General features: G+C 41.9%; 7 protein-coding genes. 5 read left to right on the forward strand and 2 right to left on the reverse strand.

Annotated elements, in window-relative coordinates:
• Positions 1 to 69 precede the first annotated feature (69 nt).
• The 3 genes from BSO02S_RS11760 to BSO02S_RS11770 all read left to right on the forward strand — a co-directional run bounded on the left by BSO02S_RS11760 (position 70) and on the right by BSO02S_RS11770 (position 3,561).
• Complete coding sequence (locus BSO02S_RS11760) at positions 70 to 504, forward strand: cupin domain-containing protein (protein WP_268875997.1); 435 nt, start codon at positions 70 to 72, stop codon at positions 502 to 504.
• Positions 505 to 973: 469 nt separating this feature from the next.
• Positions 974 to 2,206: a cysteine desulfurase-like protein gene (locus tag BSO02S_RS11765; protein WP_066067027.1), complete on the forward strand. Its 1,233-nt coding sequence runs from the start codon at positions 974 to 976 to the stop codon at positions 2,204 to 2,206.
• Positions 2,207 to 2,556: 350 nt separating this feature from the next.
• Positions 2,557 to 3,561, forward strand: coding sequence for a DUF3231 family protein (locus tag BSO02S_RS11770; RefSeq protein ID WP_066067029.1), 1,005 nt, complete (start codon positions 2,557 to 2,559; stop codon positions 3,559 to 3,561).
• 98 nt (positions 3,562 to 3,659) lie between these two features.
• On the opposite strand, the gene BSO02S_RS11775 is transcribed toward BSO02S_RS11770, so the two are convergent.
• Both BSO02S_RS11775 and BSO02S_RS11780 read right to left on the reverse strand, forming a co-directional pair.
• Positions 3,660 to 4,067: a cupredoxin domain-containing protein gene (locus tag BSO02S_RS11775; protein WP_066067031.1), complete on the reverse strand. Its 408-nt coding sequence runs from the start codon at positions 4,065 to 4,067 to the stop codon at positions 3,660 to 3,662.
• A 616-nt stretch (positions 4,068 to 4,683) separates the two neighbouring features.
• Positions 4,684 to 7,800 carry a glycoside hydrolase family 84 protein gene (locus BSO02S_RS11780; RefSeq protein ID WP_066067033.1) on the reverse strand — a complete coding sequence of 1,039 codons (3,117 nt, stop codon included), beginning with the start codon at positions 7,798 to 7,800 and terminating at the stop codon, positions 4,684 to 4,686.
• A 640-nt stretch (positions 7,801 to 8,440) separates the two neighbouring features.
• Between BSO02S_RS11780 and BSO02S_RS11785 the strand changes: the two genes are divergently transcribed.
• Positions 8,441 to 11,110: an endo-beta-N-acetylglucosaminidase gene (locus BSO02S_RS11785; protein ID WP_235846910.1), complete on the forward strand. Its 2,670-nt coding sequence runs from the start codon at positions 8,441 to 8,443 to the stop codon at positions 11,108 to 11,110.
• A gap of 551 nt (positions 11,111 to 11,661) precedes the next feature.
• Positions 11,662 to 14,655, forward strand: a complete 2,994-nt coding sequence (locus tag BSO02S_RS11790) for an endo-beta-N-acetylglucosaminidase (RefSeq protein WP_066067035.1) — start codon at positions 11,662 to 11,664, stop codon at positions 14,653 to 14,655.
• The last annotated feature ends 192 nt before the right edge of the window (positions 14,656 to 14,847 follow it).

The raw sequence follows: 14,847 nt of genomic DNA on the forward strand, positions 1-14,847 counted from the left end.
TTCAGTGCCGAGTAGTTCAATAAAACAGCAGAGGATACAAATGGCGAATACCTAGAAGTTGAACAAATTATAAAGGAAAATTCCGTTTTGCCGGCTCATGTGCATACGGTTCAAACGGAAACGTTTCATGTCCTTTCTGGAGTGGCAAGGTATCAATTGAATGGCAAGGACGGCATTTTACAGGCTGGGGAGGAGGTCAGCTTTGGCCCGGGGATTGCCCATATTAATCCCATACCGGATGGGGAAGAGGATTTGCATTTACGGGTTAGAGTAGCTCCGGCCCTGGACTTTCATGTGATATTGGAAACGATTATTAAAGCCGCGGAAAAAGGGGATGCAAATCCAGATGGATCGATAAAGCCCCTCCATACCGCTGTATTATTTAACGGTGTTAAAAGTAAAGTCTATATGGCTGGGCAGCCCATTTGGCTGCAAAAAGCGACGTTGCCCTTCCTTGCTTTCTTTGGAAAGCTGGCGGGTTATAAATGCGGATATCCTGAATAGGATTTTTCCGGAAGCAAGGGTCGGTTCTCTAGCTTCTTAGTTGGATTTGGGGTCAGCCCCCACTCTCGCTTAGATAGAGGTATAAAGCGGTAAAGCGTAAAAGGTAAACAGAAGGGAAAGATGTTCCTCTCTGTTTTTTTAGTCTTTAATTTGTCAAAGTTTATTATCGAATTTGGGGTTCTGACACCAAATTCTTTGGAGGGTATTCGTAACTGAGATTTATTTCTAGTTATGCAGCTTATTTTAAATATCCTCGATGTTACTTTATCTGGCGGAACAAATAGTGTTAATTTTTTGAGAAAAGGAAGGATTTTTTTGTATTTATGGATAACTTATCCTATTGTACATCTTTTAATCTGAAAGTAAGCGGGAATATGGGAATATGGAATAAAAGGATCAGTCCTCCGCCACTTAAAAGAAACGGGGGGCTGAACCCAAAATTTAAATATGTGAAAGGGGAATGAATAAAATGAGTCAAAAAGTACAGGTTTATCCAATTAAAGAAATACGTAATCAGTTTCCAGCCTTAAAAAGAGAATTTAATGGCGGAGAAGTAGTTTATTTTGATGGCCCGGGAGGTTCACAAGTAGTAAAGTCCTCGATAGAAGCTATTACAAAGTATATGGAAAATGGTGGAGCTAATTTGCACGGATCCTTTCCTTCGAGTCATGAGACAGAAGAAATTATCGCAAATGCAAAAGCGATAATTAGTGATTTTCTAAATGTTAAGCCAGAGGAAATTGCCTTTGGTGCAAATATGACAACCTTAGCCCTATCTATTGCACGGGCACTTGGAAGGAAGTGGGGGAAGGGTGATGAAATAGTCGTCACTGAAATTGATCATCGAGCGAATGTGGATACCTGGTTGACAATGGCCGAAGATAGAGGGGTGACTGTCAAGTGGATAAAGGTTGATCCAGACACATTAACATTAAAACTAGACAATTTAAATGAAATGATAAATGAAAATACCCGTCTTGTTGCTGTTGGTCTTGCTTCCAATGCGGTAGGAACAATCAATGATGTGGAAACCGTTGCCAAAAGAGCAAAAGATGTAGGGGCCTTGGTTGCTGTTGATGCTGTTCATGCCGCACCACATATTGCCATCGATCGAGAACAAATGGGAGCTGATATCTTATTATGCTCATCCTATAAATTCTTTGGCCCTCATGTGGGAATAGCAGCCATCCGAAAAAATATCTTTGAAAACTTGAATCCTTTTAAACTCTCACCAGCCCCAACTTATATACCTGATAAATTGGAAACAGGAACACTAAATCATGAAGGAATCGCAGGAATTTCACCTGCGATCGAGTTTATTGCTAGTTTGGGAGAAGGAGAAACAAGAAGGGAACGAATCTTATCAGGTTTAAAGCAAATTGAAGCCCATGAAAATAAACTAGCAGATAAAATGCGGGCTGGTTTAGCAAAAATGGACAAGATCACTCTTTATCAAGCAGATTCTTCCGTACCAAAGACACCTACGATTGCCTTTACAATAGATGGATACACACCACAAGAGATTTGTAGAAAATTATCAGAGGAACATGGGATTTTTGTCGCTGATGGTCATTTCTATGCTTCAACCCTAGGTGATATTTTAGGAATTAACGAGAAGGGCGGCTGGATCAGGGCAGGACTTGCCCCATACAATTCCGAGGAAGAAGTAGAACGATTCTTAAATGCTATTAAGCAGTATTAATTAATATTGCGTGGTTCTATCTAATTAAGATAGAACCACGCAAATAGAATTCGAGATATGTTGATGGGACGGGGGGACAGGCACCTCGTCCCATTTTTGTGCACGCCCTCGTGCCCAAAAAGCTGAATGGAAAGGAAGAAACAACTTTGTTTATACTTTAATTCATACCTATGGATACATGAAAGGGTTAACCTTCTGGTTTGCTTCCTTTTTCCTATATTCACGAATAAAAGGTCCCCCGCCACTTTAAAGCAGCAGCTGACCCCGAAATTCCTGAAGATTATTTTACCTTACATAGTTTATCTGATATGGGGAAAAATATGCCAATGATACCGGTAGGAGGAAGAGATATGACGAAGAATCATGAGGTTGGTTTGACATCAGCTGAAATAACAGGATTATGGACCACATATATCGGCGAATCCATGTCGATTTGCCTGACCAAACATATGTTGAAATATTTGGAGGATGCCGAAATAAAGGCCCTCTTGGAGGAGTCTTTAGCAGTGTCTCAAAAGCAACTTAGTGAAATTCAAACGATCTTTATGAAAGAAAAATTCCCGATTCCTCAGGGATTTACCGATGATGACTATCATTCTGATGCGCCAGCTTTATTTTTCAATTTATTGCCGCTAAGCTACGTTTATGGCATGAGTCGTTTATCTATTGTAAATTATGGAATGGTGATTACTTCCATGACGCGAGAGGATATACGTTTGTTCTTTTCAACATGCTTGAATTCGTCCAATGACCTATTTAACAAGGCCATTACGATTATGTTAAAAAAAGGAATTTATGATCGCCCAGCGATGATTCCTTATCCTGAAGGTATCGAATTTGCCAAGAATCGTGAAACTTTCTTGTCCAAATGGTTTGAACCGCAAAGACCCCTTAATGTGATGGAGCTAACAGCTATTTTTTTCAATAGTGAAAGAAATTATTTTGGCCTGATTTTTCTAACTGGGTTTATACAGGTCGTAAAAGACGAGAGTATCAAGAAGTATTTAATAAAAGGGAAAAAATTAGCGGAAAAGCAAATTAAATTCTTGAATAATACGCTAATGAACGATGATTTGCCAGTAGCATCTATGGTTAACACGGAAATATCAGCGTCCACCATCTCTCCCTATTCAGATAAATTGATTTTAAATTTGATTACAATGCTAAACTCAACGGCGTTAACCTTTTTAGGACATTCACTATCCACATCTTCAAGAGTGGACTTGTCCGTTGAATACTCAAAACTTATGGTTGAGATTATGCAATATGGAAAAGAAGGAATGGATTTGCTGATCGAAAGGCAATGGTTCGAGGAACCTCCCCATGCCCCCAATCGAAAAGAATTGGCGAAATAGTGTGTTTTGGGATGTTTGTTGTGCTTGAAAGATTGAGTAACTTACCAAGGCCCCCGGGACAAGCGACCAGTGCCGGGGACCCGTAAATACCTAAAAACTTAGTCAGTTATTTTTAGTGATATTTTCATTCCTTGATGGTCTTTCTCAGCGCCACAAACAGTATTACAATTTAAATCGAATTCCCCTGTTTTTTCTGCTGTAAATTCAGCAGGTGCGTCGGCACTAACTTTAATGCCTAAATCATCGTTGCTAATGGAATGAAGCCCCTCTTTGTTATATAAGTTAATTTTGACCTTCGTCCCTTTTTTTACAACCAACTCTTTATCTGCAGAGAACTTCCAGTTACTTGCCGTGATAGTGAACTCTTGTACATCTGATGCTGTCGATGATGTTGTTTCAGCGGCTTTTTCGGACTGTTTAGGAGTTGTTCCTTCATCTGATCCTCCGCAAGCTGCTAGACCTAATGTTAATGCTCCTGCTAATAATAATAATCCAATCTTTTTCATGCTAATCAGACTCCCTTATATTGAATGTTTTATCTTGAAACTAGCTAAATGGATGGTTCACCTATGTATTCCTTCCTTCCTTTGTTTTACTGCAACTTGATTTTAAAGCACCTATTTTTTAATTTCCTTGATATAAATCAAGGAAATTAAATGACATTGGGTCAGACCCTTGCTCTTTCAGCAGGAATTTACAGTCCCAAAAAATTGCTTCCGTTAATGAGATGAATCCTGAATTGGAGCAAGATAAGGTTGCTTTTAAGTAGTGGTAGAATTACGGGGAATAGATCGAATGATGTAAATTCAAGTGAGATGAGTCAAATCGTGCAAAAAAGTGGGTTATTATCTGCAAATTTCCTAGGCAATTATCGACAATTTCCATGTCATATTTGTAGGGGGATTTCTTATCAAAGTCAATACTTTGCTGCTGTTTCAACTAAACGATAATCGCCAATTTTAAAAGCGTAACCAGTAAGGGGTTAGTCCGCCGCAGCTTGTACGCTGCGGGGACCAACCCCTTTTGTAATGGACTGTTTTCCTTTTGTGTTATACACACCAAATTCCGCCACAGTAGGCTACCTTTTCGATTCGCTAAAATTTCTCTATTTTAACATCTCATTCAGGATTGCTCGATTTTAATTTCATAAATCGTCGGGGCTTTTCCTTCCGGCCATTCGATTTTGAGGTCCAAGATCTCCGGCAGCCCTGTTGTATCAAAGAATTGGTATCCTGTCTTGATATTTCCAAGCGTTCTCCAGCCCTTTGTCGTTTTGACAGTCACTTTGCTTCCGGATAGACTGTTTGGATCTTCTAAAATGGTAATCCCGGTTATGCCTGTTCCGGCTTCACCAATATGGTAGAGAATTTCTCCTGCTTCCGTTCCGGCCGGCGTAAACTTCGTATTCAAACTGCCATCGATGAGCTGGTCCTTGGTAGAGCCGGTTTTGACGGCAGCATTGGTCGTAATCGTTGGGTCATTGCTTTCAGGGTAGTATTGTCCATCATTGATGATCAATTCCTGCATCCTGACCCACTTGTCGGATCCGACTTTCGTTTGCGTTAGTTTAAAGCGTAAATACTTGGCTTTTTGATCTAAATCTCTGACTTCTTTTGCCCGATACGGGGACTCCTGCTGATCAAATATCGCATCGGACTGATCTTCATTCTTTGCCTCTCCATTATTTGGCCCATCCTGGCTGCCAAAGGTCATGACGGTCGTCCAATCGCTTCCATTTAAAGAAGCTTCAATAATGGCATGACGTGGATAATCATGTTCTGCCTCTGCAATAACCGCTTTTAAACTTTTTAGGGTGATTTCTTGGCCCAAATCATACGTGATATACTTTCCAGCTAGTTGACTATTTTTATACCAAGCAGGTGTTGTGAGATCCCCATCCAAAAGGGCCAATGGATTTTCCATGCTTGTGTAATTCGTTTCTTTTACTGATTTCGGATCAATCTCAAACGAGGTTACTTTTAAATGATCCAAGGTAAATTCTACCGGCTTGGCCTGTTTGTTCAAAAGTCTTACATATCGAGCATCATATCGGGCAGGTTTATTTTTTACCTTAGCCCACTCGATGCCGTTTAAAGAGAATTCTAGTGTCAGCCCTTTTTCAGAAGGAGCTAAAATGTCAGTTACATCCTTGACTCTGCTTAATTTTACCCCAACATATTCACCTTTATGGAGTGTAATTTTACCAGCATCATTGATGGAAGTGACTGTTTTTTCTTCGGTTAGCGCTAAATTCTGATAAGCCTCTACATTGGTAAATATGCTTGCTTTTGTTTCTTCCTTCTGAAGGTCTAACAGCTGAGCGACCTTAGGTGATATCTTGTTCTCTAAATTATTGGTAAATGGCTGCAGCCGCTTTTTTGCAGGCTCTGTTTTCATGGTTCCGCTTAACATGGGGCGGTCATAGTTTAAACTTTGGTTTCGTAAAGCCGTTGCTTTGGCATAGTGATCCCAAGTATCCGCCTTGTTTCCCGCTTCAAGAGTGAGAGCCGTTTTAATCAACTCAATATCCGCAAGAACCATGTCTCTTAATGCGTTGACAAAAGGCGCTAGCTCGTTTTTTAACTTTTCATTCTTTGTTTTTGCCAGAAATTGATCAGCGGCATCAGCAATTATTTGCAGCTCAGAGATTGCTTTTGGTGCAACAGCTTTTAATGATTCTCCATTATTTACTTTAGCTGTGATGGAATCTAGCAAGCTCTTAATATTCTCACTTTCTGACAGTCTGAGACCATTAGGATCAGCGTCAGACATGTGTTTGGCTAAAGTATGAAGCTCCGCGGCGGCATCTGGTTCGATGTATTTAAAGCTGTCTTCCCAGCTCTTTTGGGCATTGAAGTCTTGCGTGTTCCATGAATAATCGGCAACAGCAAAAATCGCTACCTTTGAAGCTTCTGCTTCCTGCATCGGGTTTGTTACCGCACCAGCAAGATTTTTTATGCCAGGCTGAAGCATTTCACCTTTTCCTAAAAAGACGCGTGACATGTCGACATCATTGACCGGCCAGTTGAGCCAGAATAATGGATCCCGTCTTTCAACACCGTTATTACTTTTTGTCTTAAATGTATTAATGGTTGATTGGTCAATTGGCGCACAGGTTGTCGATCCTGTCCAGAATATTTGGATATTTTTGGCGAATCCTTGTTCATAGGCATTCAATTCAGCGGCATTCCAAGCCCAGCTGGAGTTGTAGCTTGCCGGACAGTACAAGGTATCATAGACATCACCTTTGGCTTTTGCCCATTCTGATACAGAATTCATTAATGCGATGACATAATCATGCGGCAGCCTGCCAACATCATCACCTAAAACACCGAATTGACGAACACCCACATCGTATAATTGGTCAAACTTCGCGAGCATTTTTTTTGTATTTTCTTCAAGCTTCAGCATTGGGTTACCGCCTGCTTGGGCAATCTGTGCGACTTCACCTAATGGAGAGATGGTCCATACAAACCGGGTTTTTGTTTCATTGCCGACCCGGGCCATTTCTTTAATTTCTGCAAGTTTTTCAGGCGGGTACATCTCATCCCACTTTTCCCTGTGATAGGGGTCATCCTTTGGGGCAAAGACATACGAAGTTGCTTTAAATTGACCGCCAAATCGCATGAGTGACTTACGGTCCTCATTGCTCCATGGTATACCGTAGTACCCTTCAATAAATCCCCTGATTTTCGTATTGGCATAGTCTTGAATGGTTAAATTCCTAATCTCCTTGTCACGTGCCTGAGCGAGGATGGAATTTAATGTAACCACCCCATAAAAGCTGGCGTCCGTGTCTTTTCCTACGATTGTAATGGCATTCTTTTGTACATCCAGCTGATAAGCATCAATTTTTGAAAAATCCATGCCGTCACTGTTTACATTTTTAGCTGTATAGGTGTCTACAGGGCCGTTCGATCCCTTTGTCCCTACTAAAATTGAAATCTTATCATCAGTTACTTGTGTCCCAATGGTTGGGGCCGGGTAGTCATTGTGTGTAAAACTAGTTTCTACTTTTTTTCTTGTGACGGAATCAATGGTGTCGTCGTAAATGACTTGGATGGGTTTGTCGATTTTCAGGGAGCCTTCATGGTAGGTAGTTTTATGTGGTACAGGGTAGATTTCATAGTTGATTGGAACAGTTTCTGCTGCAGAAGCAGCCGTTGCTTTTAACCCGGATAGTGTACTAAATACCATGGTAAAAATAATCCCTAGCTTTAACCAAATTTTCTTTTTCAATTACTGAACCCTTCCTTCTGCGAAATTTTTAAATTCAGTGGCTTTTTTACCTTTGGGTAATAGATTACTTTTCCTCGATAAAAACATCTCCTTTAACTGTCTTCTGAAAATTGGAGGTGCTAGATTTTTTTCTAAGGCTGAAAAACAAAAAGACATGGAAAACCGACGAGATTCCTCTCGTACTGTTTTCCATGCCTAGTATGATCTAGTCACATGAAACCAATTATATGCCTCTACTTTAAAGCGTTTACATAGTGTGGTCAATACGATTTCCTGTTTTTGGTTACATATTCCTATCAGGAATTTTGTATGTAGGTAAAAAGGGGGGGCTTTAATTTTTTTATTCCTAATTTTGAAAAAATGCACCGTTTATTTAGTCGAATTTAGGAAGGGCACCATTATAAACCTTTTTTATGAATTAATTTTAGAAATAGTGAAAAAACTTCACTACATTTTTAAAGCCCATTGACGAAGTAAACAACCCCAAATATTGTAGTAGAAGAATAGATTCATAGAGTATTTGTACATATGTTGCTTATTTTTGATAGCGCTTTCTATGGTGGATAGGGAGAGCAACAGGTATTGGGAGGCTAGCTTTTAAAAGCTTCATTATAAAAAATAGAAAAGGGAGAGATGGAAAATGATTTATTTGAAGAAGAGCCATTTATTGATGGCTGCCTTTTTCGGCTTGTGTTTCATCCTGTTATCGCCAAATGCGGGCTTTGCTAAACAACCAGAATCATCTTATTGGTATCCCGAACAACTTTTGAACTGGACTCCGGAGAAGGATCCGAATGCTGTGTTTAACCGCAGCCAAATTCCATTAGCCAAACGGGACGTGTTATACAAAGTAAATGACAATGCTCAGTCAGATGCAAAGTTGGTTGCTTTGTCCGCGCTCAACCCGAATACCAGCGGTGTACCTTCTCAAGGCGGGAAGGACTTCTATGCAAACACTTTTAGTTATTGGCAATATGTTGACCTTATGGTGTATTGGGCAGGATCGGCTGGTGAAGGGATTATCGTACCGCCGAGCGCAGACGTGATTGATGCCGCCCATAAAAACGGCGTCCCGATTTTAGGAAACGTCTTCTTTCCTCCAACTGTTTATGGAGGAAAGGCTGAATGGGTGAACCAAATGCTGACCCAGCGGGAGGATGGTTCCTTCCCAGCAGCAGACAAGCTGCTCGAAGCGGCAAGCTACTACGGATTTGACGGCTGGTTTATTAATCAGGAAACCGAAGGCGGAAACGCAAAAACGGCTCAAAGGATGAAGGACTTCCTCGCTTATCTTCAGCAGCATAAGCAGAAGGATTTGCAGATCATGTGGTACGATTCAATGACAAATGATGGGCGTATCAATTGGCAAAATGCTTTGACTGATAAAAATAAAGGCTTTTTGCAGGACGGCAACACACGTGTTTCTGACAGCATGTTTTTAAACTTCTGGTGGCGCGACCAGCAGTCTTCCGCCAATATAGCGAACGAACTCGGCAGAAGCCCATATGATTTGTATACCGGGATTGATGTGGAAGCAAATGGAACTCGCACAAACATTCCTTGGCAGGGGATTTTCCCTGAGGGCAAAGCACCTACTACATCTTTAGGAATATATCGTCCGGATTGGGCCTTTAAGACGGCTGAAACAATGGAACAGTTTTATCAAAAGGAAAATGAATTCTGGATTGGAAAGTCCGGCAATCCGGCAGCAACAAACGATAACGGTGCGTGGAAGGGAATGGCCCATTATTTCACTGCCAAAACGGCCATTGAGGAACTTCCTTTTGTCACGCATTTTAATACGGGCAGCGGTAAGTTTTTCACTGTCGATGGGAACCAAGTAAGCGGCCAGTCATGGAATAACCGCAGTCTGCAGGATATTCTGCCAACCTGGCGCTGGCTGAAAGAGGGCGGACAGGCTGTTAATGTTGACTTTGATTGGAAAACCGCATATTTCGGCGGCAGCTCATTAAAGCTTTCAGGCGCCATTGATGCAAACAATCCCACTCATATTAAGCTTTATAAAACCAATCTGCCGATTCAAAAGGATACGGAAATCTCACTGACATACAAAACGGATTTGAAAAAGCCGAACATGAAGCTTGGGGTCAGCTTCACCGACCATCCCGATCAATTTGTCTTTTTCGATGTAAAAAAACAAAGTCATCAACAATGGATGACCGATTCGTTTAAACTGAAAAAATACAGTGATAAAAACATCGCAGCCATCTCGCTTTTGGTAGATAGTGACCAGGAAGTGAAAGACTTTACGACAAATATTGGAGAAATTAAGGTTTATAACAAACAAGAGAAACACAATGCCATCGATTCTTCGAAACATGCAAAGGTAAGCGGCATTGATTTTAACAAAGGAATCTATGCTGATGTCGCGCTTGCTTGGGAGCCGTCTGATTCCGATGTGAGTCACTATGAAATTTATCGGAAGCTGCCAAACAATGAAAAAGAGTTTGTCGGCGCTACACCTAACCATGTTTATTACCTTTCCAATCTGAAGCGGAACGGGAAGGAAAGCAGCACCAATTTAGAAATTGTTGCGGTGAACAAAGAGTTCAAACGAAGCGAGCCAGCATCCGTCACGTTCGACTGGCCGCCATATCCAAAACCGGAAGCAGGTTTCCGTGCGGATAAAACGGTAGCGGCACCAGGAGAGAAAATTCAATTTTTCAATGCATCATCAGAGGTAACGGAAGAAATGGAATGGCATTTTGAGGGCGGAACACCGTCTGTCAGCAAGGAGAATAATCCGGTTGTCACCTATGAAAAAGAAGGCGTCTACCATGTCACCTTGATTGCGAAGAACAGCGAGGGTGAAAGTGTTCTTACTAAAGAAGCGTTGATTACCATTTCCGAAGCTGCCAAGGATATTAAAAATGTTGCAATGAATAAAACAGCCATCGCCAGCGGGCAGTGTGCTCCGAGTGAGGCGGCAAAATATGCTTTTGACGGGAACGTTAACAGTAAATGGTGCGCATTAGGAGATGCCCCTCATTGGTTAAAGGTGGATCTTGGCGGTCAATATGCCATTTCAAAATTCGTTGTTCGCCATGCACAAGCCGGTGGGGAGCCGCAAGCCTTTAATACCCAGGCATTTAGAATTGAAGTAAGTACCGACGGCGAAAACTGGACAGAGGCTGTGAAGGTAACGGACAATACAGCAGCTGTTTCGGAACACAGTATCACCTTAACAAATGCACGCTATGTACGATTATGGACCGATAAGCCAACCCAAGGCGGCGACCAAGCCGCAAGAATCTACGAATTCGAGGCCCACGGATTTCCAGCTCCATAGAAGTACAGGGAGGGTTCTCCCAGAGTAAGGGGTTAGTCCGCCGCAGCTTATACGCTGCGGGGACTAACCCCTTTTGTTATGGTTCGGATTTACCTGGCTTACGGATAATTAGGGGAAGCATAAAAACCATCCGGGGTCGAAGAAATCAGGAAAGAGGTATCCAATCGGGCTTAGTGGAACCCGTTCCACCGGGAAAATCAATTTTGGGCAAAAGAATCAAAAGTAGAGCCCGTCTACTTCGATGTTTAAGTGAATTTTCAGCTCTAACGTCGAGGTAGAAGCGTTCTACATAGGGGGTTCCATAGAAATTAATCCCCAACGTCGAAGTGGCATCATACATATTGGCAGGTTTATTTTTAACCTTAACCCACCTGGTTACATATTCCTATGGGCTATTCCGTATCTAGGTAAAAAGGGTTACATGAACATTTTGTCCTTTAATTTGCACAGTAAATCTATTAATAGTCCACTATTTTAAAAGTGGTCGCAATTTTATAATAATTGAAAGGGTTTCCAATAATGGAAACAAATTTTATCAAAAGGAGCACAATATGAGGAAAAAACGAAATAAGTTCTACAGCCGAATTCTATCTGTATCTGCAGCGTTCATGTTACTTAGTTCAATGGGGGCCAATGGGGCAAAAGCCGAGGTTAATGGGGACGGAACCGATGTGGTCAATGAGAATTATGCGGGCCAGCTCAGTTTAAGGCCGCTTGCTCCAGCTTTCAGGGTAGATACACTGCTGCAATGGTCACCAGAAAAGGATCCTGATGCAGAATTGAACCGCGCCAGTGTCCCTTTAAATCAACACCGGTTCAAAGGATCTCAGATTAATCCGCTGGCTAATCCAAAGGCCGGAATCACTTCTGCAGCAATTACAACATGGAATCATGATGAGGCAAGCTCTGTCGGAAGCAACGATTTCAATGTATACGCTTTCGATAACTGGCAATTACTAGATTCGTATATTTACTGGTCAGGCACCAATGAGGGGATTTTCGCGATTCCAACACCGGAAATCGTTGATGCCGCTCACCGCAATGGGGTACCGGTCTATGCAACACTTGGCTTCCCATGGGGCAGTTCCAAGGATGGAGTCGCTGAAATAGAAAAGTTCACAAAGCAGACGGCAGACGGAAGCTTCCCGGTAGCAGACAAAATGATTGAGGTAGCACAATATTTTGGCTTTGACGGCTATTTTTTTAATCAGGAAACATCCGGCGTCAGCAAGCAAACAGCCGAACGCATGAATGAAATGATGCGCTATATCAAACGAAAATCAAATCTTAATGTAAGCTGGTACGATGCCCAGGATAACAATGGCGCCATCAACTATCAGGATTCCATCAACAGCAAGAATGACATGTATGTAAAACCGGCAAATGATGGGGTATATGCCGTTGATGAGTTCTTTTTAAACTATAACTGGACACCCAGTAAAATCAACACAACGGTTGAAACGATGAAAGGCCATAACCGCAGCCCATTTGACGCTTATGCAGGCTTCGAAATTCAACAGAATTCTTATAATACAAAAATTAATACGAATGCACTCTTGGATGAAAACAAACAGCCAAAAGTGTCGATTGCCCTTTATGCACCAAACTCAACCATGGGGTTAGCAAAGGATCCTGCCGACTTCCATGAAAAAGAAAACATTTTATGGACAGGTCCGCAGGGCGACCCTACACTAGCAGACGACTCTGCTAATTGGAAAGGAATGGCCCGTTTTGTCACCGATTCATCAGTGATCGAAGCGAAGCCTTTTACAACGAATTTTAACAGCGGACACGGAAAGCAATATTTTGTAAATGGAAAAATCGCCAGTAGTCTGGAGTGGAATAACCGCTCGATTCAGGATATCATGCCGACTTGGCGCTGGTGGACCCGTGGTGAAGGCAGCAAAATAAAGGTTGCCTATGATTTTGATAAGGCCTATAACGGCGGCAATTCACTGAAATTAAGCGGTGCGCTTGATGCTGGCTCTGTCAGTGACACGATGCTTTACAGCACAAAATTACCAGTAACAGATTCAACAAAGGTCCGTGTCGTTTACCAAAACCAGTCTGGTGCCGATATGTCGCTTGGTGTGGCATACAGTGGAGACTATGCACAGGATAAAATGAAATATTACTCATTGCCTAAGTCCGGTTATGGCTGGCAGACAGCGGTTGTTGATCTTGGAAAGGATGCCGGGAAAACAGCCTATGCTTTAAGTCTTAAAGTCAGCAATGCTGAAAAAATGGACAACTATTCCATCCATTTAGGTCAGCTATCCGTCTATGATGCGGCGGCACCCGTTATTTCAAAACCTAGCAATGTAAAAATTTTAGAAAAAATGCCGAAAACAGCATTTGAAGCTGAGGCACGTCTAGGCTGGTCCGACAAGGAAAACGTATTGTATTATGAGGTTTACCAACAGAATGCGGATGGGGTGGAAACACTTCTAGGAGTGACACCGAATAACTATTTCTACACTCCGAATATTACCCGAACCATCAAAAATGCATCGGCTGATCATATTACTTCACTGAAAGTTGTTCCGGTAAATCAGGATTACGTACGCGGTGAAGCGGCTGAAGTCGCGTTTGACTGGGGTATGGGTACGGATGCAACAGAGATTGAGAGCAATCCAACCTCACCTAATGTCGCGCTGAATGCCAAAGTCACATCGGTCTCAGCTGAAAATGCTGCTGAACCTGCCTCTAAGGCACTAGACGGAACAGCTATCGGTAATAGTAAATGGTGTGCTACGAATGCGAAAAGTGGTTACATGACCATTGATATTGGCGAGACGAAAACAATCAGCCGCTGGCGTGTGGAACATGCCGAATATGGCGGGGAAGCAAGCAACATGAACACGGTTGATTTTGAACTGTTTTATAAAAATGAAAACGGTGAATGGGTCAGCGCCAAACGGATTAAAGATAACACGAAGGCTGTGACTGATGTGATCTTAGATCAGCCTGTTACAGCAAGGGAATTCAAACTGCAGATTTATAATAGCGGTACTTCCCCTTGGGGCGCGATTCGTTTATATGAATGGCAGATGTTCGAAAATGCTGCCCTTCCAAGAACAGAAAATATTATGATGCATTTTGTCACAGCTGAAAATAATGCTGGAGCCCAGGATAAGGTGGCAATTGAAGGAGTTAAGAAAGGTCAAACGGTTCGATTATATAAGTCTTTGGACGCTAGTGTTGCTCTAGCAGAGAAGACGGCTGAAAAAGACGGAACAATCACATTTGAACAGCTGGACCTTGGTGCTGATGCCGGCAGAATCTATTATACTGTTCAAACCGTAGATGAACGAGAAAGCTTAAGATTTAGCGTTGCTTATTTAAACGAGAAGGTAACCGAGGTCATTCATCAAATCAACAATCTGCCAAATATCGACGACCTAACGCTGAGTGATAAGCACCTCGTCAATGACTGCAAAGTGGCCTATAATAAGCTCCATCCAACACTAAGAAAACAGGTTACAAACTACGATCTTTTGGTTCAGGCCATGGACCGCATGCAACAATTGAAGAAGAATTCCTAGAAACACAGGGATAATCCTTCTCTCTTAAAATAGTAACAAATTATGGGGTTAGACCTTCGCGGCTCTTATTAGCGGGGGACTAACCCATTTTGTGTTGTTAGGATTTACTTCGGTTAATCAGAGGAAGCACAAAAACCATCCGTAACGAAAGAAATTGTCATTCATCGTGTCATAAAGGACAAAACTTAGTTT

The organism is Neobacillus soli NBRC 102451 (assembly GCF_001591665.1).
Taxonomy (GTDB): domain Bacteria; phylum Bacillota; class Bacilli; order Bacillales; family Cytobacillaceae; genus Neobacillus; species Neobacillus soli.

Bases quoted from the DNA above. Each gene is read 5' to 3' on its own strand.
- BSO02S_RS11765 (WP_066067027.1), top strand. From the start codon at position 974: ATGAGTCAAAAAGTACAGGTTTATCCAATTAAAGAAATACGTAATCAG.
- BSO02S_RS11770 (WP_066067029.1), top strand. From the start codon at position 2,557: ATGACGAAGAATCATGAGGTTGGTTTGACATCAGCTGAAATAACAGGA.
- BSO02S_RS11775 (WP_066067031.1), bottom strand. From the start codon at position 4,067: ATGAAAAAGATTGGATTATTATTATTAGCAGGAGCATTAACATTAGGT.
- BSO02S_RS11785 (WP_235846910.1), top strand. From the start codon at position 8,441: ATGATTTATTTGAAGAAGAGCCATTTATTGATGGCTGCCTTTTTCGGC.
- BSO02S_RS11790 (WP_066067035.1), top strand. From the start codon at position 11,662: ATGAGGAAAAAACGAAATAAGTTCTACAGCCGAATTCTATCTGTATCT.